General features: G+C 40.8%; 24 protein-coding genes and 1 riboswitch. Of the genes, 18 read left to right on the top strand and 6 right to left on the bottom strand.

The annotated features are described in order from the left end of the window. Positions 1–217 precede the first annotated feature (217 nt). The 6 genes from ACVRZ8_RS02215 to ACVRZ8_RS02190 all read right to left on the bottom strand — a co-directional run bounded on the left by ACVRZ8_RS02215 (position 218) and on the right by ACVRZ8_RS02190 (position 5888). A complete protein-coding gene (locus tag ACVRZ8_RS02215) occupies positions 218–880 on the bottom strand; it encodes an ABC transporter permease (protein WP_447447697.1) in 663 nt (220 codons plus the stop codon). After that, a complete protein-coding gene (locus tag ACVRZ8_RS02210) occupies positions 873–1814 on the bottom strand; it encodes an osmoprotectant ABC transporter substrate-binding protein (protein WP_447447696.1) in 942 nt (313 codons plus the stop codon). The genes ACVRZ8_RS02215 and ACVRZ8_RS02210 overlap by 8 nt, the downstream gene beginning before the upstream one ends. Continuing rightward, positions 1811–2449: an ABC transporter permease gene (locus ACVRZ8_RS02205; RefSeq protein WP_447447695.1), complete on the bottom strand. Its 639-nt coding sequence runs from the start codon at positions 2447–2449 to the stop codon at positions 1811–1813. Before ACVRZ8_RS02205 ends, ACVRZ8_RS02210 begins: the two co-directional genes overlap by 4 nt. After that, positions 2449–3600 carry a betaine/proline/choline family ABC transporter ATP-binding protein gene (locus ACVRZ8_RS02200; RefSeq protein ID WP_447447694.1) on the bottom strand — a complete coding sequence of 384 codons (1152 nt, stop codon included), beginning with the start codon at positions 3598–3600 and terminating at the stop codon, positions 2449–2451. The genes ACVRZ8_RS02205 and ACVRZ8_RS02200 overlap by 1 nt, the downstream gene beginning before the upstream one ends. A 220-nt stretch (positions 3601–3820) precedes the next feature. After that, positions 3821–4891 (bottom strand): GIY-YIG nuclease family protein, encoded by a 1071-nt coding sequence (locus ACVRZ8_RS02195; protein ID WP_447447693.1) that lies wholly within the window; start codon positions 4889–4891, stop codon positions 3821–3823. 40 nt (positions 4892–4931) lie between these two features. Then, positions 4932–5888, bottom strand: a complete 957-nt coding sequence (locus ACVRZ8_RS02190; protein WP_447447692.1) for a polysaccharide deacetylase family protein — start codon at positions 5886–5888, stop codon at positions 4932–4934. Between the two features lie 83 nt (positions 5889–5971). Here ACVRZ8_RS02190 and ACVRZ8_RS02185 point away from each other — a divergent pair, with 83 nt between their 5' ends. The 18 genes from ACVRZ8_RS02185 (at position 5972) to atpD (ending at position 25172) form a co-directional block, all read left to right on the top strand. Beyond that, the gene (locus ACVRZ8_RS02185) at positions 5972–6727 is read left to right on the top strand and encodes a lysophospholipid acyltransferase family protein (protein ID WP_447447691.1); all 756 of its coding nucleotides are present in this window, start codon (positions 5972–5974) and stop codon (positions 6725–6727) included. Positions 6728–6917: 190 nt separating this feature from the next. After that, positions 6918–7589: a helix-hairpin-helix domain-containing protein gene (locus ACVRZ8_RS02180; protein ID WP_447447690.1), complete on the top strand. Its 672-nt coding sequence runs from the start codon at positions 6918–6920 to the stop codon at positions 7587–7589. Then, positions 7579–9819 (top strand): DNA internalization-related competence protein ComEC/Rec2, encoded by a 2241-nt coding sequence (locus ACVRZ8_RS02175; RefSeq protein WP_447447689.1) that lies wholly within the window; start codon positions 7579–7581, stop codon positions 9817–9819. Before ACVRZ8_RS02180 ends, ACVRZ8_RS02175 begins: the two co-directional genes overlap by 11 nt. 88 nt (positions 9820–9907) lie before the next feature. Continuing rightward, positions 9908–11167 carry a UDP-N-acetylglucosamine 1-carboxyvinyltransferase gene (gene murA, locus ACVRZ8_RS02170; RefSeq protein WP_447447688.1) on the top strand — a complete coding sequence of 420 codons (1260 nt, stop codon included), beginning with the start codon at positions 9908–9910 and terminating at the stop codon, positions 11165–11167. A gap of 64 nt (positions 11168–11231) precedes the next feature. Beyond that, positions 11232–11768 carry a GNAT family N-acetyltransferase gene (locus ACVRZ8_RS02165; protein ID WP_447447687.1) on the top strand — a complete coding sequence of 179 codons (537 nt, stop codon included), beginning with the start codon at positions 11232–11234 and terminating at the stop codon, positions 11766–11768. A 3-nt stretch (positions 11769–11771) separates the two neighbouring features. Further along, on the top strand, positions 11772–13055 hold the full coding sequence (gene spxR, locus ACVRZ8_RS02160; protein WP_447447686.1) for a CBS-HotDog domain-containing transcription factor SpxR: 1284 nt from the start codon (positions 11772–11774) through the stop codon (positions 13053–13055). Positions 13056–13100: 45 nt separating this feature from the next. Next, the gene (locus ACVRZ8_RS02155; RefSeq protein ID WP_447447685.1) at positions 13101–13961 is read left to right on the top strand and encodes a methionyl aminopeptidase; all 861 of its coding nucleotides are present in this window, start codon (positions 13101–13103) and stop codon (positions 13959–13961) included. A gap of 1 nt (position 13962) precedes the next feature. Next, entirely contained in the window at positions 13963–14925 is a 963-nt protein-coding gene (locus ACVRZ8_RS02150) for a YihY/virulence factor BrkB family protein (RefSeq protein ID WP_447447684.1), read from the top strand. 23 nt (positions 14926–14948) lie between these two features. Next, a riboswitch (PreQ1 riboswitch) is annotated at positions 14949–15088 on the top strand. Further along, positions 15089–15595, top strand: coding sequence for a QueT transporter family protein (locus ACVRZ8_RS02145; RefSeq protein WP_447447683.1), 507 nt, complete (start codon positions 15089–15091; stop codon positions 15593–15595). It begins immediately after the preceding riboswitch. A gap of 52 nt (positions 15596–15647) precedes the next feature. After that, positions 15648–17606 (top strand): NAD-dependent DNA ligase LigA, encoded by a 1959-nt coding sequence (ligA, locus tag ACVRZ8_RS02140; protein WP_447447682.1) that lies wholly within the window; start codon positions 15648–15650, stop codon positions 17604–17606. A gap of 9 nt (positions 17607–17615) precedes the next feature. Then, positions 17616–18638 (top strand): diacylglycerol kinase, encoded by a 1023-nt coding sequence (locus tag ACVRZ8_RS02135; RefSeq protein WP_447447681.1) that lies wholly within the window; start codon positions 17616–17618, stop codon positions 18636–18638. Between the two features lie 582 nt (positions 18639–19220). Then, positions 19221–19430: a F0F1 ATP synthase subunit C gene (locus tag ACVRZ8_RS02130; RefSeq protein WP_447447805.1), complete on the top strand. Its 210-nt coding sequence runs from the start codon at positions 19221–19223 to the stop codon at positions 19428–19430. Between the two features lie 45 nt (positions 19431–19475). Continuing rightward, on the top strand, positions 19476–20195 hold the full coding sequence (gene atpB / locus ACVRZ8_RS02125; protein ID WP_447447680.1) for a F0F1 ATP synthase subunit A: 720 nt from the start codon (positions 19476–19478) through the stop codon (positions 20193–20195). A 14-nt stretch (positions 20196–20209) separates the two neighbouring features. Beyond that, a complete protein-coding gene (gene atpF, locus ACVRZ8_RS02120) occupies positions 20210–20707 on the top strand; it encodes a F0F1 ATP synthase subunit B (RefSeq protein WP_447447679.1) in 498 nt (165 codons plus the stop codon). Continuing rightward, a complete protein-coding gene (locus ACVRZ8_RS02115) occupies positions 20707–21243 on the top strand; it encodes a F0F1 ATP synthase subunit delta (protein ID WP_447447678.1) in 537 nt (178 codons plus the stop codon). The genes atpF and ACVRZ8_RS02115 overlap by 1 nt, the downstream gene beginning before the upstream one ends. Before the next feature lie 15 nt (positions 21244–21258). Beyond that, entirely contained in the window at positions 21259–22764 is a 1506-nt protein-coding gene (gene atpA, locus ACVRZ8_RS02110) for a F0F1 ATP synthase subunit alpha (RefSeq protein ID WP_447447677.1), read from the top strand. Positions 22765–22782: 18 nt separating this feature from the next. Continuing rightward, positions 22783–23661: a F0F1 ATP synthase subunit gamma gene (locus ACVRZ8_RS02105; protein WP_447447676.1), complete on the top strand. Its 879-nt coding sequence runs from the start codon at positions 22783–22785 to the stop codon at positions 23659–23661. Positions 23662–23765: 104 nt separating this feature from the next. Further along, positions 23766–25172: a F0F1 ATP synthase subunit beta gene (gene atpD, locus ACVRZ8_RS02100; protein ID WP_447447675.1), complete on the top strand. Its 1407-nt coding sequence runs from the start codon at positions 23766–23768 to the stop codon at positions 25170–25172. The last annotated feature ends 13 nt before the right edge of the window (positions 25173–25185 follow it).

Below are 25185 nucleotides of genomic sequence, written 5' to 3'. Positions count from 1 at the left end.
TTTTGCATGGTTGTGATAGTCTTGGTAAAATAGAATGGCTTAAAATCTCATTTCTGTTTGAGGTTTTTTGTTTTACCGATTTTTTATACGTAATCTTCTAGGTTTCACCCTTCTGTGGGTGATTGCACAGCAATCATCGTGGTTTGTCCCACTCTCTTATCTACGTCAAGAACTCAAAATAAGTTAATATCTAAAAACAGTTTAACACTTTTTCTAGTTAATGTGCCGAGCTGCTTTTTGGTTCCAGCAAATGTTGGATAAAGCCCAAGGCTAGGTCTGAGAAAATAGCCATTAATGCAGTTGGAAGAGACCCCGCTAAAATAATAGCCCCGCCATTAGTCGCATTGGTTCCGCGAATGATAATGTCTCCTAAGCCTCCACCGCCCACAAAGGCACCGATGGCTGTGATGCCAACAGCAATAACTAAGGCATTACGAATACCTGCCATAATAACCGAAAGGGATAAGGGAAGTTCTACCATGAACAATTGCTGCCTTCTTGTCATGCCCATTCCTTTAGCTGCATCAACTAAGTCAAGGCTGACGCTTTTTATTCCTGTGTAAGTGTTACCAATGATTGGCAGCAGGGAATAGATAAAAACGGTTGCTACAACGGTTTTCATTCCCAGCCCAAGCCCTAGCATGAGAATTGAAATCATAGCCAAAGAAGGTATTGTTTGGAGCACATTAGCGATCCCCATAACAACTCCTCTTAGATTTCCCTTTCTGGCAATTAAAATTCCCAGAGGAATACCAACAATAGCTGCCAATAGAACACCATAAACTGAGATGAGGAAATGTTCTAAAAACTGGGTTAACATATAGTTGCTATTATGGCTCAAATAGTAGAAAAATTGTTCCCAGAGGTTCATTTTACTCATTTGTTTTCTCCTCTCTAAAGTAATCATTTTCTTTTAAGAAGTTGTGGGCAACTACTGACGGTTCAAGTAATTTATCGTCAACTTGGAAATTGAGTTTTTGCATAGTTTCCAGACTGACCTTGCCGTCTAGCCGATGTAAAATCGGCTTCAATTCGGGGTATTTTCGTAAAAGATCATTGTTGACCACCATGGAAGCTTCATAAGGAGGGAAGAAGCGCTTGTCATCTTCTAAAATGGTTAAATCATAGCTTGGAATGCGGCCGTCTGTAGAATAACCAAGAACGACCTGCATTTTATTGCTTTCAACTGCGTCATAAACCAGACCAATTTGCATCGGGTAGATACTGTTAAAATCAAATCCGTAAGCTTTTGCAAAGTCTTTATAGCCATCTCCTTCACGGTTCATCCATGTGCTGTCAACTCCAACATTGGCAGTTAATTGGATCTTAGCTAGATCTGATACGGTTTTGAGATTGTTTTCTTTAGCATAATTGGACGTTACCATAAAGGCATAGGTATCAGAAAATCCGTAGGTGGGAAACCAAGTCTGATCGAAACGTTTTTTAAATTCTGTCTTAACAATTCGAGATGTCTTTTGCGGATCCTTTTCAGCAGGCAAGCCTAAAGTTCCTGTCAAATCGGTTCCTGTATACCGAGTAGAAGCAATATCGGCATCGCCTCTCACCAGAGCCTGATGCTGAACATTGGTAGAGCCTAGATTGGAGATAAGTGTCGTCTTATAGCCTAATTCGTGATTAATTAATTCTGCTATCATATTAGCCATGATGGTTGATTCTGTTGAAGTCATGGCGGTTATCCGTACTTCGGGTGTTCTGTTTTTGCTCAAAGTTTTATAAGCTGTCAGGCCGATTGCAGGGAGAGTTATTATAAGAACAAGTGCAAGAATTAATAACTGTGTTTTTCTTTTTTTCATGACGACACCTCACTTTTTTGCTTAGGAACGATGCGCTTCTCTAATAATCCCAGCAAATAATCAGAAATAAGCGAGAGTAAAATAATAGGGATTGTTCCTCCAATAATTAATTTAGGTTCAAACAAATTTAAACCGCTAAAAATTAAATCTCCTAAGCCGCCAGCACCGATATAGGAAGCTAGCGTTGCCCAAGCAATAACATAAATAGCTGATAGCCTAACTCCCGTCATAATAACAGGCATGGCTAAAGGAAGCTCTACCTGAAATATAGATTGGATTGGGCTCATTCCCATTCCTTGAGCACTGTCTCTTAGAGTAGGGCTGACATTTTGAAGTCCGACATAAGTATTTCTTAAAATAGGAAGCAAAGAATAGATAAATAAAGCTACAATAGCAGGCAGTTTTCCAACACCAAATAAAGGAATCATCATGGCTAAAAGAGCCAAACTCGGAATAGTTTGCAGCATACTGGCAATTCCAATAACAAGTTTAGCGATACGCGGAAATCGCGTTAGGATTGTTCCAAGAGGTACAGCGACAATGATACCGAAAATAAGTGCTAGGGCTGATATATAAATTTGTTCCCAAGTTTTTAGGATTAATTGATGACCATATTGTGCAAAAAATTCACTCATTATTCACCCTCCGTTTCTTGAGACCCCCAAATGATGTCATACAGCATATCCACCAGTGATGAGCGTGTGATGATACCTGTGAGACTGTTGTTTTGATCCACTACGGGAGCGTATTTAAGACCGCGTTTAAGGATTTTCTCTGCTGTATCTCTTAGCAGCTCTTCCTCTTTAACCCGAAAGTTAATGTCTGTCATTACATCAGATACTAGGAGTTTTTGTTTATACTGGTTGGTTAGCATTTCGATATCAATCCATCCAATCAGTTCGTTGGTTTTATTTGCGGTTACCAAAAGTGAATCCACGCGTTTTTGCCGCATCAAGGCAATAGCTTCAGTCAAAGTTTTATCAGGTTCAATAGAAACAGGGTTCTTGAGCATAATTGATTTTACTGGGGTGATGTCAGCCTGTGCACGGAGCAGTCTTTCCTCACCAATCATTTTTTCAACAAAATCCGTTGCTGGATTGTGCAGTAAGTCAGCCGGAGCCCCAACCTGAATCATTTTTCCGTTATCCATAACGACGATTTTAGTAGCCAATTTTAAAGCTTCGTCCATATCATGAGTGACTAGGATAATGGTTTTTCCCAGTTTTTCCTGTAAGGACTTGACCAAATCCTGAATTCCTTCACGGGTAATAGGATCCAAAGCACCAAATGGTTCGTCCATTAAAATAACGTCTTGATCTGCTGCAAGAGCTCTGATGACACCAATTCGCTGCTGCTGTCCTCCAGAAAGTTCTGCCGGATAACGTTCTAGGTAATCTTCGGGTAATTCTACCAGATTGATGAGTTCCTTAGCCTTCGCCAGCTTGTCTTTTTCGGACCATTTTAATAATTTTGGAACCAGTGTAATATTTTCGTAAATGGTCATATGGGGCATAAGACCGATATTTTGGATAACATAACCGATTTTTCGCCGCAATTTGATAGGGTTGAATGAAGAAACATTTTCTCCCTTGAAGAGGATTTTCCCGCTGCTTGGTTTTAGCATACGATTAATCATTCGCATCAGAGTTGTCTTTCCAGATCCGCTTGTTCCGATGAAACAAACGAGGTCTCCTGATGTGATTTGCAGATTAATATTATCAACAGCGGTATTATCACCATAGACTTTACTAATATTCTGAAATTCAATAATGGGTGTATTTTCCATAGATCCCTCCTTTATAAATAAAAGCATGAAAAAAGTCTTAACTTTATGTTAAAACTTTTTTGTTTCGTTTTTATTTCTGATTAAGAGTTTTTGTTTTTAATTTGACACAAATGATATGTTTTTGTTTTGTGTTACTGATTTTTGTCATTAAATTGTTATCAAATAGAGTTTTTTACTTGGGTCATCAAATCGTTTTAAAGCATTTCTCCAACATTAGCGTTTAATTTCCTGGCTGTTCATCGCAAATGGAGGAATATTCGCCTTTATGGCTTTGAATATATTCCAGTTTCTGCTGTCGTGTTTTCTTTTTAAATAGGGCTTCTGCTGACATAGCAGCTTCTTTACTGTCAAATTTTTCTGAATAGATGAGTCTGACAGGGAGGCGAGCTTTGGTGTATTTAGCGCCTTTTCCGACATTATGTGTTTTAAGACGTTTGTCAATATCAGTCGTATATCCGGTATAGAGACTGCCGTCAGCGCACTCAAGAACGTACATGTAGGCTTTTTTGGTACTTGATGGCTTATTTTTCATAGTCTGCTCTGCCATTTTTCCAAAATAAATCTCAAAAATAGCGTCAGTGTAATCGCCGCTTTCCTTATGGACGACTAAGGGCGGCAAGATATGAAGTCCCTCGGTTGAACCGTCTTTGATAGCTTCAATCAGGAGCATATTCGCTTCTTTTTTTAGTTTAGGATAAACAAACTGAATCCTTTTTGGGGCAAGATTATAGGCTTTTAGTGTCTCAATGATTTCCAAAAAACGGTCTGGTCTGTGTACCATCGCTAAGCGGCCATTGGATTTAAGAGCGTGTCTAGCAGCTTGGCAAATTTCTTCAAGGCTGGTTGCTATTTCGTGACGTGCCAGCAGATAATGCTTAGACAGATTTTTCTTGGAGGTTTCGGTTGCCTTGAAATACGGAGGATTGCAGAGTATCAAATCAACCTGAGAGCGAGGCACATGATCAAGCAGATTATTTAAGTCATCATTAACTACAGAAACCTGATGTTCTAGTTTATTGAGCTGAATGGAACGCTCCGCCATATCCGCTAAACGTTCTTGAATTTCAATCTCAACAATCTTAGCCTTAGTTTTTGTTGAAGCAAAGAGGCCTACAGCACCATTGCCAGAGCAGAGATCTACAATTAAACCGCGTGCAGGTATTTTAGGAAAGCGAGACAGGAGTACACTGTCAATAGAATAGCTGAAGACGTCCTTGTTTTGGATGATTTTCACATCGGTTGAAAAGAGCTGGTCTATGCGCTCTCCGTCTTTTAAAATGGATTTTGTCATGTTCTCTATTATATAAAAAAACTGTCCCCTTGGGAACAGTTTATTCAAGGACGCCAAAGCTATAGCCTTGATTTTGAAAATATTCAATAATCTGCGGCAAGGTCTGCGCCGTTAATTCTTTGCCTGTAATATCATGCATAAGGACAACCTTGACGGGGCTATCAGGAAATTTACGCATAGAATTTTGCAAGTAGGTCATCATCGTTTCTGAGTTTGTCGGGCGTACGGCAGCAGGCTCAGCATCACCGACTAACATATTCCAGTCAATCCATTGCATGCCTTGAGCAGCTAGCTGGGCGTCAGCCTCTTCCAAGCCAGACCAAGACATATGTCCGCCGGGGTAACGGACAACATTGGTATGAAAGTCACTCCCTAGCAGATTTTGCAGAGCTGCCTGAGTCTGATTAATCTCAGAAATAATAGTGGCTGTATTTGGAACGCGTCCTGGATAGAGAAGGCTAAAATTATGTGTCATACTGTGAATAGCGATGGCATGCCCCTCTGCAATTTGCCGCTGAATCAATTCTTGATGGCTGGAAGTCAAGGTGTAGCCGACCTCAAAAAAGGTAGCTGGGACTCCGTAATTTTTGAGCGTGTCAAGAATAGTCGGTGTAACATTACTATCAATGCCGTCATCAAAAGTCAGAAAGACAAGTTTTTGATTCGTAGGTGTACTTCCATCAATGTAGCTCCTGATTTCTGCTGCATTATGGGCATAAGCATCAGCTGCGATATTATGATTGCTGCCGGACTGCAGCAGACTGGTGTCAACTGTCTCTTGAGAGTCAGATGAACTTTGTTTGGTCTCCTTCTGGCTTTTGGAAATAGCAGAGCTAGCTGTCTGCTGACTTTCCTGCTTTTTGCTCTGCCCATTGTTCCAGATAAAAAAGCCTAAAACAATCAGTAAACTAAAATCCGTTAGTATAAAAATCAGATTAAATAGCTGACGGTGCTTTTTTAGCAGCTCAAGAAGGGGTAAGAGGATATTCTTTTTCATAAGTTTATTATATCGCAAAATAAGCTGAAATATTCACGAATTTTTAGTATAATGGAAAAAAATTTAGAAACAGAGGAGAAAACGTGTTTTACGCTTATTTACGAGGTCTTGTAGTCTTTCTCTTATGGATTATTAATGGCAATGCTCATTACCATCATCGTGACAAACTGCTTGATAAAAATGAAAATTACATTTTAGTTGCTCCCCATCGAACTTGGTGGGATCCTGTTTACATGGCTTTTGCAGCCCGTCCGAAACAGTTTATTTTTATGGCTAAAAAGGAATTGTTTAACAATCGTATTTTTGGCTGGTGGATTCGGATGTGCGGTGCTTTTCCTATTGACCGTGATAATCCTGGACAAGAAGCGATCAAATACCCAGTTAATATGCTGAAAAAAAGTCAGCGCAGCTTGATTATGTTTCCTTCTGGCAGCCGTCATTCCAATGATGTCAAAGGTGGTGTGGCTGTCATTGCCAAAATGACTAAAGTCAAAATTATGCCGGTCGTTTATGAAGGGCCTCGCGAATTGAGCGGTCTTTTATCAGGTCAGCGTATTGACATGAATTTTGGGAATCCCATTGATGTCTCGGATGTCAAGCGTATGAATGATGAAGGAATTGAAGAAGTAGCCAAACGTATTCATTCCGAATTTGATCGTTTGGATGCTGAAAATGAAGCTTTCCAGTCTGGGAAAAAACCAAATTTTCTAACTTATATTTATCGTATACCGCTTGGTATTGTAGCAATTGTCGCTGTTCTTTTAACACTGCTCTTTAGTTATATTGCCAGCTTTGTATGGAATCCAGAAAAGCACCGCGATCAGGAAATGAAAAAATAATTTTGCAAAACGTGTCTTTTAGGCACGTTTTTTTGTGCTCTTTTTCGAATAATAAAGTAAGGAGGAAAAATGACGAAAACAACGTTGGTATTGGGAATTTTGATCAGTATGACTTTTATTGTGATATTGCTGGCATTTGGAATTTCCTATCGTATCGAAAATCTTATTCCAAAGCCATAGGAGGAAAGACATGTTAGAAAATATTATTGGCAAACTAAAGAGTAATAAATTAACAGCAAGTTTGGCAGTGGTCAGCGCAGTCTTGCTGATTATACTGCTAATAACTTACAGCACAGGAAATCAAACTCATGAGAGTTCTAATGCTTATGCTGATTTGACAGCTGCTGCCAGTCAGACGAGCAGCGACCAAAGCTCGTCGCAAGTCTCTCATGAAGCAGGCAGCAGTAAGGTTACTGTAGATGTCAAAGGTGCTGTTAAAAATCCTGGTGTTTATACCTTGAAAGCAAACTCAAGGGTAATGGATGCGGTAGAAGCTGCCGGCGGACTAACAGAAACGGCTGATGCGAATTCTGTTAATCTCGCTGCAAATTTATCAGATGAGGCAGTCATTTATGTAGCAGCTAAAGGAGAAAATATTAGCGTTGTCACCTCCTCTTCTGCCAGCAGTCAAGAAACGGATAGCTCTGCGGTATCTGAGCAAAACGATGATAAAATCAATCTCAATACAGCAACAGCTGAAGAATTGCAGACTGTTTCTGGAATTGGTGAGAAAAAAGCTGCAGATATTATCGCCTATCGGGAAGAAAATGGTGGTTTCAAGAGTGTGGATGAGCTAAAAAACATCTCTGGAATTGGCGATAAAACATTTGAAAAGATCAAGGAATCTGTCTATGTGGATTGATAAGCTGGCTATCAAGCCTATTGAGCTGGCCTTATTGGTAATGGCTCTTTACGGCCTCGTCTTTGCCCTTTCTTCTTTTACGGTTAGTTTAGCAGTTATCTGTTTTCTTTGCTTTTTACGGTCTTTTTGGAAAAATGGCAGAGCATTAAGACAGGTAGGCTTTATCTGTCTTTTCTTTTTGACTTCTTTTTTCTTTTTAGCTTTTAGAGCAGGGCATTTAGACCAATCAGAACCCGACAGTTTGAATCAGGTTACGGTTATTTCAGACAGCATATCTGTTAACGGAGACTCCTTATCTTTCAGGGGGAAGTCTGGCGGGCGTCTTTATCAGCTTTATTATTCTTTAAAAACGGAAAAGGAAAAATCTTATTTTCAGCGGCTAACAAGAAACAGCCTGCTGGTGGGAAAAATCAGCTTATCTGAACCTGCCAAACAGCGCAATTTCCAAGGATTTAATTACAAGAGTTACCTGAAAGCACAGGGCATTTACCGAATAGGAAAAATAAAGACCATTAACAATCTTAGTCCCATTAAGAATCTTTCGTTTTTTGATGGTTTACGACAGCTGCGCCGACAGGCTATAGTACATATTCAGACACATTTCCCCAATCCAATGCGGCACTATATGACCGGTCTGCTTTTTGGTTATCTGGATAAAGAATTTGACCAGATAAGTGATCTTTATACTAGCTTGGGAATCATTCATCTTTTTGCTTTGTCTGGTATGCAGGTAGGCTTCTTTTTGGGAATCTTTAGAAAGACTTTTTTACGATTGGGACTGCCTTTAGACTATTTGCTTTACTTACAGATTCCTTTTTCTATCGGCTATGCTTTTTTAACAGGGTTTACGGCCTCTGTTTTACGTAGTCTTTTACAGGCTGTTTTAGCAGAATTAGGCTTTAAAAAATTGGACAATATAGGCCTAACCTTACTTTTTATGTTTTTCATTCTGCCTCATTATCTTTTGACTATAGGCGGTGTGCTGAGCTTTACTTATGCATTTATCCTAGCTATTTTAGATTTTGATAAGCTGCCTTCTATTAAGCAGGCTTCTTTTACTAGTCTAGCTTTGAGTCTGGGTGTTTTGCCGATTTTAATTTACAGCTATGGAACCTTTCAGCCCGTCAGTTTACTCTTAACTGCAATTTTTTCTGTGATTTTTGATGTTTTGCTGTTGCCAATTCTGAGTCTTCTTTTTCTGGTATCGTTTTTTATCATTATAGATGTTATTAATCCATTTTTTATTTATATGGAGAGTGTTTTAGCCGCTGTTAGTCGTTTTTTAGGTGGCCCTTTAGTTTTTGGAAAACCTTCGCATCTGCAGTTGGCTTTCTTGCTGTTAGTGCTTTTTGCCTTGTATGATTTTTGGAAAAGAGTCAAATTGAGAAACTGTCTTTTCCTGTTGCTGGCAGTCCTGCTTCTTTGGGTTAAATTTCCTTTAGTCAATGAAATAACAATGGTTGATGTAGGCCAAGGCGACAGCATTTTTATCAGAGATATGAAAGGAGAGACTGTCCTTATAGATGTTGGGGGCAAGGTGAGTTTTGCTCAGGAAGACGAGTGGCAAAAAGGTTCAGAAACCGCAAACGCTGAAAATACATTGCTTCCTTATCTTCAAGCACGCGGTATCTCCAGTATTGATCATTTGGTTTTAACCCATACAGACACCGATCATATCGGTGATTTGGAGGTGGTTGCAAAAACAGTCGCTGTCAAAGAAATCTGCGTTAGCCAAGGCTCATTAACCAATGGCGATTTTGTCAATCGTTTGAAAGCTTTAAAGCTTCCCGTGCGTGTTTTGACAGCGGGTGACAGCATTGAAATTATGGGCAGTCGGCTGCAGGTGCTTTATCCTTTAACAGCAGGTGACGGAGGCAATAATGATTCGGTTGTTCTGTTTGGGAATTTTTTAAACAAGCGTTTTCTCTTTACAGGGGATTTAGAAGCAGAAGGAGAAGAAGCTTTGATAGCAGCCTATCCTAATCTCAGAACTGATGTGTTAAAAGCAGGCCATCACGGTTCAAAAGGCTCATCCAGCGAAGTCTTTTTAGACCATCTGTCTGCTAGTACAGCTTTAATTTCTGCTGGAATTAATAACCGTTACAAGCACCCTAACGATGAAACATTGGAGCGTTTTGAAAAAAGACAGTTGATTATTTATAGGACAGATAAACAGGGTGCAATTCGTTATTCAGGTATCCGCAGCTGGTCTGTCCAGACCGTTCATTAAAGACTGCGGGTAAGTTCGATTTGTCAGAACTTTCAATCTATGATAGAATGATAAGGTTGATATTCTAGATTGAGAAAGATTGAACTGTATGCGTAAAATTGTCATCAATGGTGGGAAAACTTTAAAGGGAGAAGTTGCTGTTTCAGGAGCCAAAAACTCTGTGGTAGCCTTAATTCCAGCCATTATTTTAGCAGATGATGCGGTCACCTTAGATGGTGTGCCGGCTATCAGCGATGTAGATAGCTTGGTAGAAATCATTGAATTGATGGGAGGAAGTGTCAAACGTGACGGTGATACCCTTGAAATTGATCCGCGCGGGGTTAAAGATATGCCCATGCCTTTTGGCAAGATTAACAGCCTGCGTGCTTCCTACTATTTTTATGGCAGTTTGCTTGGGCGTTATGGGCAGGCTACTGTCGGTCTGCCGGGCGGCTGTGACTTAGGACCGCGCCCGATTGATTTGCACCTAAAGGCTTTTGAGGCAATGGGGGCCAGCGTCTCTTATGAAAAAGATGCGATGCGGATTGCTACTAAAAACTCTAGGATTAAAGGTGCTCACATTTATATGGATACAGTCAGTGTCGGTGCAACCATTAATACGATGCTTGCTGCTGCCAAGGCTGATGGTCGTACAGTCATTGAAAATGCTGCGCGTGAGCCTGAGATTATTGATGTCGCAACGCTTCTTAATAATATGGGTGCTCATATTCGAGGTGCTGGTACAGATGTCATCACTATTGAAGGTGTGACGAGGCTCCACGGAACACGGCATCAAGTTATTCCAGACCGTATCGAAGCAGGTTCTTACATTGCACTTGCGGCAGCTATTGGCCAAGGCGTTCGTGTGACAAATGTTTTGTATGAACACTTAGAAAGCTTTATTGCTAAGCTTGAAGAAATGGGTGTTCGTATGACGGTTGAAGAGGATGCGGTGTTTGTAGAAGGGCAAGATCATCTTAAAGCTGTTGATATAAAGACGGCCCCTTATCCTGGTTTTGCGACAGACTTGCAGCAGCCTATTACGCCATTGTTGCTGAAGGCGTCCGGCCGTGGTAAGATCATTGATACTATCTATGAAAAACGGATCAATCATGTTCCGGAGATGGCTCGTATGGGAGCATCTATTCAAGCTTTAGGCGGTCAAATCGTTTATAAAGGCCCAAATCAGCTGTTAGGTGCCTCAGTTAAGGCAACAGACTTGCGTGCAGGTGCCGCATTAGTTATTGCCGGTCTTATGGCGCAAGGAAGGACTGAGATTACGAATATCGAATTTATCCTGCGCGGTTATTCAAATATTATTGAAAAATTAACAGCACTCGGTGCGGACATTCAGCTGATTGAAGACTAAGTTTGAGGGCTGAGACACAAGGTCTCAGCTTTTTTGTTTAATTGAACTGTGCTATAATAGCTTTATGGATATTTGGACAAAATTAGGACAGTTTGCTTTTTTTGAGTCAAACCGTCTGGATTTTAGACCTTTTGCTTACAGTGATGCAGCGGACTTTTACCAGATTGTTTCTCAACCGGATAACCTTGACTTTATCTTTCCTGCCCGAGTTGAAAAAACGGAAAGTGATTATTTATTGGTTCATTATTTTATGAAAGAGCCTTTAGGGGTATGGGCTATTTGCTCTAAGGAGACAGGGACTTTAATTGGTTCTATTCGCTTTGAGAAGTTTGATGATTCTGGCAAGATAGCAGAGCTGGGCTATTTTTTACGAAAAGACTGCAGAAGACAGGGATTGATGACTGAGGCGGTTCAAAATTTGGCTGTGCTGGCATTTGAGACCTTTGGGCTTGAAAAATTAGTTATTATTGCCCACAAGGAAAATGCTGCTTCAATTCAGGTAGCTCAAAAAGCCGGTTTTCAATTAGTATCTCAGTTTAAAGGGTCTGACCGCTACACACACCGTATGCGTGATTACGTTCGCTATGAAATGGATGGTTAGCTTATGAGTAAACATCAGGAAATTTTGGATTATTTAGAAGGACTGCCCATCGGCAAAAGGGTCAGCGTGCGCAGCATTTCTAACCATCTGCGCGTGTCTGACGGAACAGCTTATCGTGCAATCAAAGAAGCTGAGAACAGAGGATTAGTGGAGACTAAGCCACGTAGCGGAACCGTTAGAATTGAAAAGAAAGTTCAGGTACGCTTGGACAAGCTGACTTTTGCTGAAATTGCTGATATTACGGAGTCTGAAGTGGTATCAGGCCATGCGGGGCTCAGCCATGCTTTTAGCAAGTTTTATATTGGTGCAATGACCCTTCAGCATATCACTCGCTATTTGACTACCGGAGGGTTGCTCATTGTTGGCGATAGAGAAGATATCCAGCTTTTAGCCCTAGAAAATGAGAATGCAATCTTAGTTACAGGTGGTTTTTCAGTTTCGGAAAATGTACAAAACCTATCGCGTAAAAAGGGCATCCCCGTTATGGTAACAGCCTACGATACTTTCACGGTAGCCAGTATCATCAATCAGGCGCGTTCCAATGTCCGTATCAAGACTGATATCAAAACGGTGGCGCAAGTCTACAGTCCCCGTGATGAACATAGCTTTTTACGCTCAGACATGACAGTTCGGGATTATCAAAATATGGTAAAGCGCACTAACCGTGTTCGTTTCCCTATTTTGGATGAAACTGATAAGGTTGTGGGAGTGGTTAGCATGCGTGATGTGGCTAATCAGTCTCTGACAATTCCTTTAACCAAGGTCATGTCAACCAATCCGACAACTACAAGGCTAGAAATTAGTTTAGCAGCTGTAGCTCAGAAAATGATTTTTGAAGATTTTGATATGCTGCCTGTTACAGACAAAGATCATCGTTTGCTTGGTGTTATAACACGCCGGCAGGTTATGGAAAATCTTCAGGAAATGAATCGAGGGGATCTTCATACCTATAGCGACCAGATGGTTGCCAATTTGGAACAGGAAAAACAGAAGTTCAGTTTTGTTGTGGAACCTGCTATGATTGATAATTCTGGCAATCTGACACATGGTGTTTTGACAGAAATATTGAAAGAAGTGACTCATCGGATTTTAGCTCAAAAAGATCAAAGAAATATTATCATTGAGCAAATAATGATATACTTTTTACAGGCCGTTCAGATTGATGATAAATTGGACGTCTCTCCTAAAATAGTAGCCTCGAATCGTCGAAGTGCTCATTTAGATATGGAAGTAGCGCTGGATCATCAAATTGTCTGTAAGGCTGAAATTGTGACAAAAATAACTTAAATTGGCTGATGAAGCTCAGCTATTAACCTAAGGAGAAAATTAAAAATGATTACACTTAAATCTGCCCGTGAAATTGAAGCTATGGACAAGGCTGGTGACTTTCTAGCCAGCATTCATCTGGGCTTACGTGACCTTTTAAAACCGGGGTTAGATATGTGGGAAGTGGAAGAATATGTCCGCCGCCGCTGTAAAGAGGAAAATGTCCTGCCGCTTCAAATTGGTGTAGATGGCAGTGTTATGGACTATCCTTATGCGACTTGCTGCGGTCTAAATGATGAAGTGGCTCACGCTTTCCCGCGTCATTATATCCTGAAAGATGGTGATTTACTCAAGGTAGATATGGTTTTGTCAGAGCCACTAGATAGAGCTGTTCTTGATGTATCTAAGTTGAATTTTGACGATGTAGCAGAAATGAAAAAACAAACGCAAAGCTATACAGGAGGGCTAGCTGATTCCTGCTGGGCCTACGCTATTGGGACACCGTCTGATGAAGTTAAACAGCTCATGGATGTTACCCGTGAGGCACTTTATATTGGGATAGAAAAGGCTGTTATTGGCAATCGAATCGGTGATATTGGAGCTGCCATTCAAGATTATGCAGAGAGTTTTGGCTATGGTGTCGTGCGCGATTTGGTCGGCCACGGTGTTGGCCCAACTATGCATGAGGAGCCAATGGTGCCCCATTACGGTACAGCAGGCCGCGGACTCCGTCTCAAGGAAGGAATGGTTTTAACGATTGAGCCGATGATTAATACAGGCACTTGGGAAATTGATACGGATATGAAAACCGGATGGGCTCATAAAACTTTAGATGGCGGTCTTTCCTGTCAATATGAACATCAGTTTGTTATCACAAAAGATGGTCCTAAAATCTTAACTTCCCAAGGAGAAGAAAGAACTTACTGATATGAAACGACCGGGTTTATTAGCGCGTTTACTGGATAAATTGCAGTGGCGCCCTTTACAAGTTTATCTCAAACATTATCGCAGTGCTGAGCTGGACTTGTCGGCTATTGCAGTAGCCTATTATATGATCTTAACAGCCTTTCCGCTGGTGGTTATCGCAGCTAATATTTTTCCCTATCTCAGTATTGATACGGGTGATATGCTGGCCTTTCTTAAGGATCACATTCCAGAGCAATTTTATAGTTCTGTGGCCGGCATTGTCAGAGATATTTTCTCCAAACCATCGGGGAGAATTCTGGGGGTCGCAACAGTAACAGCTTTTTGGACCCTGACAAAATCGCTGTCGTCGCTTCAAAAAGCAGTCAATAAGGCCTACGGTGCCTCAGAACACCGTGATGTTTTTATTAGTCATATTGTGGGGATCTTTTTGGGACTCATTATTCTCTTTTTGCTGACTTTTTCTCTTTTGGTTTCGACCTTTTCACAAGCGGCATTGAAAATCATATCTCATCATTATGACATTAGTAAGACCCTGTCCAGCTTTATTCTAAATATTGGACAGCCAGCAACTTTTGTTATTATCTTTCTTGCTTTGGCGCTGCTCTATTTTGTTTTGCCAAATGTGAAAATCACCAAATTCCGCTATGTTATGCCGGGGACTGTTTTTACAACCCTAGTCATCACCTTTTTGTCCAGCCTCTTTGGAAATTATGTCGTAGAGCGTGTGACAAATATGGTGGATATTAAGCTTTTTGGTTCTATCATTATCTTTGTTTTTATGCTTTGGTTTATCTTTTTAGCGCATATTCTGATTTTGGGGGCTATTTTTAATGCGACCTTTCAGGAATTGCGCACGGGAGAATTGCAGAGCAGACGTGGAGATGTTCTGACCATCATTCAAAGATTTTCAAATGAGGATACAAAACAAAATTCTCAGAAAACCAATACTGATGAGGAAGCCTAAAAGGCTTCCCTTTTTGTTTGGAATATGGTAGACTAATCAAGTTGTTTACACAACTCTCGGTACTTAGTCCCCTTTGACCGAGCATATTAGAGATAATCATCAGTTTAGGCTTTCCAATCATTAAGCGGCTTAAGCTGATGACTTATCAAAGAGGAGTTTTATTATGAAAGAATTATCTATACGTGATTTGGCACAGATTGCTATTGTGGCGGCTATTTATGTCGTTTTAACGGTTACCCCGCCGTTAAATGCTATTTCCTACGGTCCGTATCAGTTTCGTATCTCAGAGATGTTGAACTTTTTAGCTTTCTATAATCGCAAGTACATTTTAGCTGTTACCTTAGGTTGTGTTATTGCTAATTTTTTTGCTTACGGCTGGATAGATGTTCTTGTTGGCGGCGGTTCAACTTTGCTTTTTGTCAGTCTAGGCGTATGGCTGTTTGATAAATTCAATCATCAGGAAATCTTAGGCGGCCTAATGATCAAGTCGCATCTTTACTTTGCTTTTTTCTTTTCAGCTTCAATGATTACGGTAGCTGCTGAGTTGGCTTATTTTGGATCGCCCTTTTTACTAACCTGGTTTACAACAGCTGTTGGAGAATTGGCTTCTCTTTTAGTAGGGGCCATTCTGATTAAAAGACTGGCAGGATTAATTGACTTTACATTATAAAAATAAACGTCCAATAGGGCGTTTTTTGCAGCATTTGTGATAAAATAGAGTCATGGAAAATCGTATGAAAGAACTGGTGAGACTGCTTAACCAGTATGCTAAGGAATATTACACAAAAGACAATCCCAGTGTCTCAGATGCTGAGTACGACAAATTGTACCGTGAACTAGTAGAACTTGAAGCAGCACACCCAGAATTAATTCAGGAAAACAGTCCAACCCATCGTGTAGGAGATATTGTCCTTGAAGGTTTTGAAAAGTATCAGCATGAATACCCTCTCTACAGTCTGCAGGATGCCTTTTCGCAGGAAGAACTGCAGGCTTTTGACCGACGAATTAAGGAAGAATTTCCTCAGGCAAGTTACATGGCAGAGCTGAAAATTGATGGTCTGTCCATATCTCTGACTTATGTGAATGGTCGCCTGCAGGCTGGAGCAACCCGCGGTGATGGGACTGTTGGGGAAAACATCACGGAAAATTTAAAACGTGTTCAGGATGTTCCTTTGGCATTAGAGCAACCTTTGAATATCACGGTGAGAGGAGAATGTTATCTTTCACGCAAAGAGTTTGAGCGTATTAATTTAGAACGGCAGGAAAATGGAGAAACTGAGTTTGCTAACCCGCGAAATGCTGCTGCAGGAACACTGCGCCAATTAGATACAGCAGTTGTTGCTAAGCGCCGCTTGTCAACATTTCTTTATCAAGAAGCCAGTCCTACCAGCCGTTTAACGCAAAATGATGTGCTTAATGAAGTTGCTGAACTTGGATTTTCTGTCAATCCGCGCCGTATTGTAACTTCTTCCATGGATGCAGTTTGGGAGTTTATTCAAGAAGTTGCTGCAGAACGTGACAGCTTAGCTTATGATATTGATGGTGTTGTTATCAAGGTAAATAGTCTTGCTATGCAAGAAGAACTCGGCTTTACGGTAAAAGCGCCTCGCTGGGCAATCGCTTATAAGTTTCCTGCTGAGGAGAAGGAAGCAGAGCTCTTATCAGTTGATTGGCAGGTTGGACGAACAGGTGTCGTCACACCAACTGCTAACCTTAGTCCTGTTCAATTAGCCGGAACTAGGGTCAGCCGTGCTACTTTGCACAATGTTGATTATATTGCAGAAAAGGATATCCGTATCGGTGATACGGTCGTTGTCTATAAAGCAGGGGATATTATTCCTGCGGTGCTGCATGTGGTCGAAAAGAAGCGTATTGCTCAAAAACCAATGGAAGTACCCACCCATTGCCCATCTTGCGGCAGTGAGCTTTTGCACTATGAAGATGAAGTGGCTCTGCGCTGTATTAATCCGTCCTGTCCAGCTCAGTTGAAAGAAAAACTGATTCATTTTGCTTCACGAGATGCTATGAATATCACAGGTCTGGGACCTTCTCTCGTAGAAAAAATGTTTGAGGCTGGACTTGTAACAGACGTGGCTGACATTTACAGGCTTAGCCGTCAGGATTTCTTAACTCTGGAAGGGGTCAAAGAAAAGTCTGCTGATAAATTTTATAATGCTATTCAAGCTTCTAAAGCAAATTCAGCAGAGAAACTTCTGTTTGGTTTGGGAATTCGTCATGTTGGTGCCAAGGTTAGCCGTCAATTATTAGAATACTTTGGAACGATAGCAGAGCTGGCTACTTCGGATGAAGCCACTATTGCCAGCATTGAGGGACTGGGTGGTGTCATCGCTAAGAGCCTGCGCAGCTATTTTGCAACGGAAGGTGCTCAAAAACTGCTGGATGAATTAAAAGCCTGTGGTGTCAATTTATCTTACCTAGGACAAAGAGTGGCAGCAGATGCTCCTTTATCAGGAAAAACAGCAGTTCTGACGGGAACTTTGTCAACATTAAAACGCAGCGAAGCAAAGGCGAAGTTGGAAAGTCTCGGTGCTAAAGTTACAGGTTCTGTCTCAAAGAAAACAGACTTGGTCATTGCAGGTGAAGAAGCAGGCAGTAAATTAGCCAAGGCACAGAGCTTAGGAGTTGAGATCCAAGATGAGGCTTGGTTATTGGATTTATAGGAGACTATTATGGCAAGTCGAAAACGTGCACGTTTGATTTACAACCCAACATCGGGTCAGGAAATCATGAAAAAAAATGTGGCTGAAGTTCTTGATATTTTGGAACAATCGGGTTATGAAACATCAACTTTTCAAACCACACCAGATTTATATTCTGCCAAAAACGAAGCAAAGCGTGCTGCCTTAGCGGGATTTGATCTCATCATTGCAGCTGGCGGAGATGGAACGATCAATGAGGTTGTTTCAGGAATTGCTCCTTTGAAGCACCGTCCTCAAATGGCTATTATTCCAACCGGAACAACCAATGATTTTGCTAGAGCCCTGAAAGTTCCTCGTGGCAATCCTATTGAGGCGGCCAAGGTTATTGCTAAAAATCAAACAATTCAAATGGATATTGGCCGCGCTTATGCTGATAAGTATTTCATCAATATTGCTGCTGCAGGTTCACTCACAGAGCTTACCTACAGTGTTCCCAGCAAGTTAAAGACGATGCTGGGATACTTGGCTTATTTAGCCAAGGGAGTGGAACTACTGCCTCAGGTTAAAAAAGTTCCCGTTAAAATTACCCATGATAATGGTGTTTTTGAAGGCAGTCTGTCTATGATTTTTGTCGCCTTGACAAATTCGGTCGGCGGCTTTGAAACGATTGCTCCAGATGCTAAGCTAGATGATGGGAAATTCACCTTGCTTTTGGTAAAAACATCTAATCTATTTGAACTGATGGGTTTGATTCGATTGGTTCTCATGGGAGGACGCCATGTTAATGACAAAAATATTGAATACATTAAAACCAGCAAAATCAAGATTGAACCCTTAAGCAAGGATAGGATGATGATTAATTTGGATGGTGAATATGGGGGTGATGCTCCAATTCAATTACTAAATTTGAAAAACCATATTGAATTCTATGCTAATACTGATGAGATTTCAGACGATGCAATCAGTCTACCTGATAAGGAAGAATTGGCCTTAGAAGCTATTGCACAGAAATTCAAGGAAGAAGTAGAAGATGTTGAAAATATTCACGACTAGAAGCTGCAAATGAGAAGTTCTGCGTTAGAAAGATGCTAGGACAAACCACGATGATTGCTGTGCAATCACCCACAGAAGAGTGTAATCGTGAAGATTACGTATAAGAAGTATCCAATTCCTTATATTTTTGTTATTTTACTTGCAAGATACAGTGGTTGAGAGAAACTCTGTTGACTTTAGTCAACTCAGAGTTTTTTTCTGAACAGTTCATTAGGTGCTTTTTGATACTTGCTTTGCAAGTCTTATTTCCCACCTCAAACAATTGAGAATTGTTTGAGCAATAAACTATTGCTGGCGGGATAGCGGCTATCTTAACTAATTGTGCGGGAGTGGAATCGAAATCAAATTCTTTGAATTACTGATTTTGATCCCACTCTCTTTTTCTGCCATTTGTCAAGTCTATCAACGGTTTTGAGAACTATGTTTTGTTTATAATTAATTGAAAAGATTAAGATTATTTTCAGTAAAGGTCAGAAAAGGTTAGAAAACTCTTTTGAAAGTCATTAAAAAATCGCCATTTCGTTGACTTTGAATTGAAATAGGACTAAAATAACGGAGTAAAAAAATTTTTAAGGAGAATTCATTATGAATTTAGCAATTCTTGCACTTGGTATTGCCTGTATGGGTGTCAGTCTTGGTGAGGGCATCCTCGTTGCCAATATCGCAAAATCAGTTGCACGTCAGCCAGAAATGTATGGTAAACTTCAAACTGTTATGTTCTTAGGTGTTGCCTTTATTGAAGGTACTTTCTTTGTTCTTCTGGCATCAACTTTCTTTGTTACCACTCGCTAACGCTGCGAGTTGATATGTTAGAAGTATACAGAAAGGGGGATAAGGTTGGAATCAACACAAAATCCAACGATTCAGTTATTTGGAATCGACTTTGATTTGACCGTGCTGGCCATGTCTCTCTTGACGGTATTGCTTGCCTTTATTATCATTTTTTGGGCAAGTCGAAAAATGACTGTAAAACCAAAAGGTAAGCAGGTTTTTATTGAGTATATCTATGAATTTGTGCAAAATACTATTCGGCCGAATTTTGGCAAGTATACACAAAATTACAGTCTGCTCATGTTTACTTTCTTCTTCTTTATTTTGGTAGCCAACAACTTAGGACTTTTAACCAAGCTGGAAACAGAAAAATACAACTTTTGGACATCTCCGACCTCAACTTTTATGGTTGATTTCACCCTTTCTTTAATAGTAGCAATTATCTGCCACTTTGAAGGAATTCGCAAAAAGGGTATGATAGGTTATCTAAAAGGATATCTGTCTCCTTATCCAGTTATGCTTCCTATGAATATTCTTGAGCAATTCACAAATCTTTTGTCCTTAGCTCTTCGTCTTTATGGGAATATCTATGCTGGTGAAGTTGTTATGTCTCTGATTGTTGGTTTTGGAACATCAAATTGGCTTTTTGGAACAGCGGCTTTTGTTTTAAACATGGCTTGGGTTGTCTTTTCTGCCTTTATTGGCTGTATTCAAGCTTACGTCTTTACTATTTTGTCGTCTAAGTACATTGCGGAAAAAATCGCAGTTGATGATCAAGAAGAATAAGAAGGGAGTCCGTCATGGAAACACTAATCAATAGTACCAGCATCGGTAATATCATCATTACGACTGGTTCAGTTCTCCTTTTATTTGTTCTTATCAAGATCTTTGCATGGGAACAAATCACAGGAATTTTCAAAGCTCGTGAAGAGAAAATTGCTAACGATATTGATGGGGCTCAAAAGGCTCGTCAAGAAGCAGAAGAACTTGCGGTTAAGCGTCAAAATGAACTTGATGGTGCCCGCAGCGAAGCTAGTAAAATTATTGATGATGCTAAAGAAACTGGGAAAAATCAAGAATCTAAAATTATAGCAGAAGCACATGATGAAGCTAAACGTCTAAAAGACAAAGCAAGTCAGGATATTGCTCAGAGTAAAGAAGAAGCCCTGACCAGTGTTAGAGGTGAAGTTGCTGATTTGACTGTTCTTTTAGCGGAGAAAGTCATGAAGCAAAACCTTGATCAAAGAGCTCAGTCAGAGCTTATTGATAGTTATCTTGATCAATTAGGAGATGCCTAATGGATAAAAAAACACAAGGCCTTGTCAAACAATATGCCAAAAGTTTGGTGGAAGTGTCTTTTGAACAGGATGCTGCATCTGTTATCCAAGAAGAGGCAAGCCAAATCTTGGCAGTTTTTGAAGAAACAAATCTCAATACTTTTTTGAAGCAAGAAAATGTCTTGACAGAGGATAAAAAAAGAGTTGTGAGCTTGTTTCAAGAGTCTTGTTCAGTTTATATGAACAATTTTCTTGAGGTAATCTTACTAAATGAGCGTACAGATCTTCTTTATGATATCCTAAAACAAACGCTTGAACTTTTCAGTCAAGAAAACAATGAATACGATGTGGTCGTTACAAGTTCTTTAGCGCTATCAGAAGGTCAAAAAGAACGGCTTTTGAAGCTCGTTGCTCAAAAGTTTGAATTTAAACCGCGTCGTTTGGTGGAAAAAATTGATGAAAACTTAATCGGAGGTTTCGTCGTTACAGCTAAAAATAAGGTTATTGACACAAGTATCCGTCGTCAATTACAGGCCTTTAAATCGAATCTTAAATAGAAAGTGGTGTGACTTTTGGCAATTAATGCACAAGAAATTAGCGCTTTAATTAAAAAGCAAATTGAAAACTTCCAGCCAAATTTTGACGTCACAGAAACTGGAGTTGTCACCTACATCGGTGATGGTATCGCACGTGCTCGTGGCCTTGATAACGCTATGAGCGGTGAACTGCTTGAATTTGAAAACGGTGCCTATGGTATGGCGCAAAACCTTGAAACCAATGATGTTGGTATCATTATTTTAGGTGATTTTGACAATATCCGTGAAGGAGACATCGTTAAACGTACCGGTAAAATCATGGAAGTACCGGTTGGTCAGGCTCTCATTGGCCGTGTCGTTAACCCGCTTGGGCAGCCTGTCGATGGTTTGGGAGATATTGAAACAACTGCAAGCCGTCCGGTTGAAACACCAGCACCAGGTGTTATGCAGCGTCAATCCGTTTCTGAGCCTTTACAGACAGGTTTGAAAGCTATTGATGCTTTGGTTCCTATCGGACGTGGTCAGCGTGAGCTGATTATTGGTGACCGTCAAACTGGTAAAACTTCCATCGCCATTGATACTATCTTGAATCAAAAGGGACAAGATATGATTTGTATCTATGTGGCTATTGGTCAAAAAGAGTCAACAGTTCGTACACAAGTTGAAACATTGCGCAAGCATGGTGCCCTTGATTATACCATTGTCGTTACAGCATCGGCTTCGCAGCCATCACCTTTACTTTACATTGCTCCTTATGCAGGTGTTGCCATGGCAGAAGAGTTTATGTACAACGGTAAGCATGCTTTGATTGTTTATGATGATTTATCAAAACAAGCGGTGGCTTATCGTGAACTTTCTCTGCTTTTGCGTCGTCCGCCAGGACGTGAAGCTTATCCGGGTGATGTTTTCTATCTCCATAGTCGTCTTTTAGAACGTTCTGCCAAGCTTTCTGATGAATTGGGCGGCGGCTCAATTACAGCTCTGCCATTTATCGAAACGCAGGCTGGAGATATCTCGGCTTATATCGCAACAAATGTCATCTCGATTACAGATGGTCAAATCTTCTTGCAAGAAAATCTCTTCAATTCTGGAATCCGTCCGGCTATTGATGCTGGTTCTTCGGTATCACGTGTCGGGGGCTCTGCTCAAATTAAAGCTATGAAGAAAGTTGCAGGAACGCTCCGTCTTGATTTGGCTTCTTATCGTGAATTGGAGGCTTTCACACAATTCGGTTCAGATTTGGATGCGGCAACACAGGCTAAACTTAATCGTGGCCGCCGCACAGTGGAAGTCCTCAAACAGCCGCTTCATAAGCCGCTTTCGGTTGAAAAGCAAGTTGTGATTTTATATGCTCTGACCCACGGTTTTTTGGACAGTGTGCCTGTTGATCACATTTTGGAATTTGAAGAAGCACTCTACGATTATTTTGATTCTCATTATCAAGAGATTTTTGAAACAATTCGTAAGACAAAAGACCTTCCGGAAGAGTCCGTCCTTGATGAAGCTATACAAGCCTTTAAAGAACAGTCGGAATACAAATAGAAATAGGGAGGACAGCGTATGGCAGGCTCTCTAAGTGAAATTCAGGCCAAAATTGCTTCGACTAAAAAAACGAGTCAAATTACAGGGGCTATGCAGATGGTATCAGCCAGCAAATTGACGCGTTCAGAACAAGCAGCCAAGGATTTTCAAATCTATGCCTCAAAAATTAGACAAATTACAACGGATCTTCTGCATTCCGAATTGATCAATGGAGCTTCAAATCCCATGCTGGAAGCGCGTCCGGTTCAAAAAACCGGTTATATCGTTATTACTTCAGATAAAGGTTTGGTTGGAGGGTATAATTCCACCATTCTTAAATCTGTTTTGGATATGATTACTCAGGATCATGATTCTGAAGAGGAATATTCAATAATCTCTATCGGTGGAACGGGCTCTGATTTCTTCAAGGCACGTGGGATGAATGTTGCCTTCGAATTGCGTGGTTTGGATGATCATCCGACCTTTGAACAAGTAGGGCAAATCATTTCAAAAGCTGTTGGTATGTACCAAAATGAACTCTTTGATGAGCTTTATGTATGTTACAATCACCATGTGAACAGTTTGACCAGTGAAGTCCGTGTTGAACAGATGCTGCCAATTGCTGATCTGGATCCCAATGAATCTGAAGGGCGTGCCTCCAGTAAGTTTGAATTGGAACCAGATCGGGATACGATTTTAGAGCAGCTCTTACCGCAATATGCTGAAAGCTTGATTTATGGAGCGATTGTTGATGCAAAAACAGCAGAGCATGCAGCAGGTATGACGGCTATGCAGACAGCTACTGATAATGCTAAAAATGTGATTAATGATTTGACTATTCAGTATAATCGTGCGCGCCAAGCAGCTATTACTCAAGAGATTACTGAGATTGTTGCAGGTGCAAGCGCACTTGATTAGATTTAGTACTTAAGCAGAAAAAATGGGTTTAGCTCAGCTATGCTCAACAAAATAAACAAAGGCAGGAAATTCATTGCCTCTGTTATCAAGATAAGGAGAAAACAATGAGCTCAGGCAAAATTGCTCAGGTTGTTGGTCCCGTTGTAGATGTTGCATTTGCAGCAGGCGATAAACTTCCTGAGATTAACAATGCATTGGTCGTTTATACTGGCGGAGAACAGTCTAAACGTATTGTGCTTGAAGTCGCTCTTGAACTTGGAGAAGGGGTTGTTCGTACTATCGCTATGGAGTCAACAGATGGTTTGACTCGTGGTCTTGAAGTACTGGACACCGGTCGTCCTATCAGTGTTCCCGTTGGACAGGAAACTTTGGGGCGTGTCTTCAATGTTCTTGGAGATGCTATTGACTTGGAAGCACCGTTTGCAGAAGATGCAGCACGGGAACCTATTCATAAAAAAGCACCAACATTTGACGAACTGTCTACGTCAACAGAAATTCTTGAAACTGGTATTAAGGTTATTGACTTGCTTGCTCCCTACCTTAAGGGAGGTAAAGTTGGACTCTTTGGTGGTGCCGGTGTTGGGAAAACCGTTTTGATTCAGGAACTTATTCATAATATTGCGCAAGAACACGGTGGTATTTCAGTATTTACAGGTGTTGGAGAGCGCACTCGTGAAGGGAATGACCTTTATTGGGAAATGAAAGAATCTGGCGTTATTGAAAAAACCGCTATGGTCTTTGGACAAATGAATGAACCGCCCGGAGCACGGATGCGTGTTGCCTTGACTGGTCTGACGATTGCCGAATACTTCCGTGATGTGGAAGGACAAGACGTGCTTCTTTTCATTGATAATATCTTTCGTTTCACGCAGGCTGGTTCAGAGGTATCTGCTCTTTTGGGGCGGATGCCATCAGCCGTTGGTTATCAGCCAACACTTGCAACTGAAATGGGGCAATTACAGGAGCGTATTACGTCAACTAAAAAAGGTTCGGTTACCTCTATTCAGGCCATCTATGTGCCAGCCGACGACTACACTGACCCAGCGCCAGCTACAGCATTCGCTCACTTGGATTCAACAACCAACTTGGAACGTAAGTTGACACAGATGGGGATTTATCCAGCCGTTGACCCTCTAGCTTCGAGTTCCCGCGCACTCTCGCCTGAAATTGTGGGAGAAGAACATTATCAGGTGGCAACAGAGGTTCAGCATGTTCTTCAGCGTTATCGTGAATTACAGGATATTATTGCCATCCTTGGTATGGATGAATTATCAGACGAAGAAAAAACTTTGGTTAATCGTGCTCGCCGTATCCAGTTCTTCTTGTCGCAAAATTTCAATGTTGCTGAACAATTTACAGGACAGCCAGGTTCTTATGTCCCAGTTGCTGAAACGGTTCGCGGTTTCAAAGAAATTTTAGAAGGAAAGCATGATAATCTTCCTGAAGATGCTTTCCGAAATGTCGGTCCTATTGACGACGTTGTCGCTAAGGCACAATCAATGAGTTACTAAATGAGGTGATATT

This window comes from Streptococcus dentiloxodontae, assembly GCF_053206925.1.
Note: the sequence above shows the minus strand (reverse complement) of the source record. Positions and strands in the feature narration are given on the sequence as shown.

Bases quoted from the DNA above. Each gene is read 5' to 3' on its own strand.
- ACVRZ8_RS02115 (WP_447447678.1), top strand. From the start codon at position 20,707: ATGGATAAAAAAACACAAGGCCTTGTCAAACAATATGCCAAAAGTTTG.
- murA (WP_447447688.1), top strand. From the start codon at position 9,908: ATGCGTAAAATTGTCATCAATGGTGGGAAAACTTTAAAGGGAGAAGTT.
- ligA (WP_447447682.1), top strand. From the start codon at position 15,648: ATGGAAAATCGTATGAAAGAACTGGTGAGACTGCTTAACCAGTATGCT.
- ACVRZ8_RS02105 (WP_447447676.1), top strand. From the start codon at position 22,783: ATGGCAGGCTCTCTAAGTGAAATTCAGGCCAAAATTGCTTCGACTAAA.
- atpD (WP_447447675.1), top strand. From the start codon at position 23,766: ATGAGCTCAGGCAAAATTGCTCAGGTTGTTGGTCCCGTTGTAGATGTT.
- ACVRZ8_RS02135 (WP_447447681.1), top strand. From the start codon at position 17,616: ATGGCAAGTCGAAAACGTGCACGTTTGATTTACAACCCAACATCGGGT.
- ACVRZ8_RS02175 (WP_447447689.1), top strand. From the start codon at position 7,579: ATGTGGATTGATAAGCTGGCTATCAAGCCTATTGAGCTGGCCTTATTG.
- ACVRZ8_RS02165 (WP_447447687.1), top strand. From the start codon at position 11,232: ATGGATATTTGGACAAAATTAGGACAGTTTGCTTTTTTTGAGTCAAAC.
- ACVRZ8_RS02190 (WP_447447692.1), bottom strand. From the start codon at position 5,888: ATGAAAAAGAATATCCTCTTACCCCTTCTTGAGCTGCTAAAAAAGCAC.
- spxR (WP_447447686.1), top strand. From the start codon at position 11,772: ATGAGTAAACATCAGGAAATTTTGGATTATTTAGAAGGACTGCCCATC.
- ACVRZ8_RS02205 (WP_447447695.1), bottom strand. From the start codon at position 2,449: ATGAGTGAATTTTTTGCACAATATGGTCATCAATTAATCCTAAAAACT.
- ACVRZ8_RS02200 (WP_447447694.1), bottom strand. From the start codon at position 3,600: ATGGAAAATACACCCATTATTGAATTTCAGAATATTAGTAAAGTCTAT.
- ACVRZ8_RS02150 (WP_447447684.1), top strand. From the start codon at position 13,963: ATGAAACGACCGGGTTTATTAGCGCGTTTACTGGATAAATTGCAGTGG.
- atpF (WP_447447679.1), top strand. From the start codon at position 20,210: ATGGAAACACTAATCAATAGTACCAGCATCGGTAATATCATCATTACG.
- ACVRZ8_RS02180 (WP_447447690.1), top strand. From the start codon at position 6,918: ATGTTAGAAAATATTATTGGCAAACTAAAGAGTAATAAATTAACAGCA.
- ACVRZ8_RS02215 (WP_447447697.1), bottom strand. From the start codon at position 880: ATGAGTAAAATGAACCTCTGGGAACAATTTTTCTACTATTTGAGCCAT.
- ACVRZ8_RS02145 (WP_447447683.1), top strand. From the start codon at position 15,089: ATGAAAGAATTATCTATACGTGATTTGGCACAGATTGCTATTGTGGCG.
- ACVRZ8_RS02155 (WP_447447685.1), top strand. From the start codon at position 13,101: ATGATTACACTTAAATCTGCCCGTGAAATTGAAGCTATGGACAAGGCT.
- ACVRZ8_RS02195 (WP_447447693.1), bottom strand. From the start codon at position 4,891: ATGACAAAATCCATTTTAAAAGACGGAGAGCGCATAGACCAGCTCTTT.
- ACVRZ8_RS02210 (WP_447447696.1), bottom strand. From the start codon at position 1,814: ATGAAAAAAAGAAAAACACAGTTATTAATTCTTGCACTTGTTCTTATA.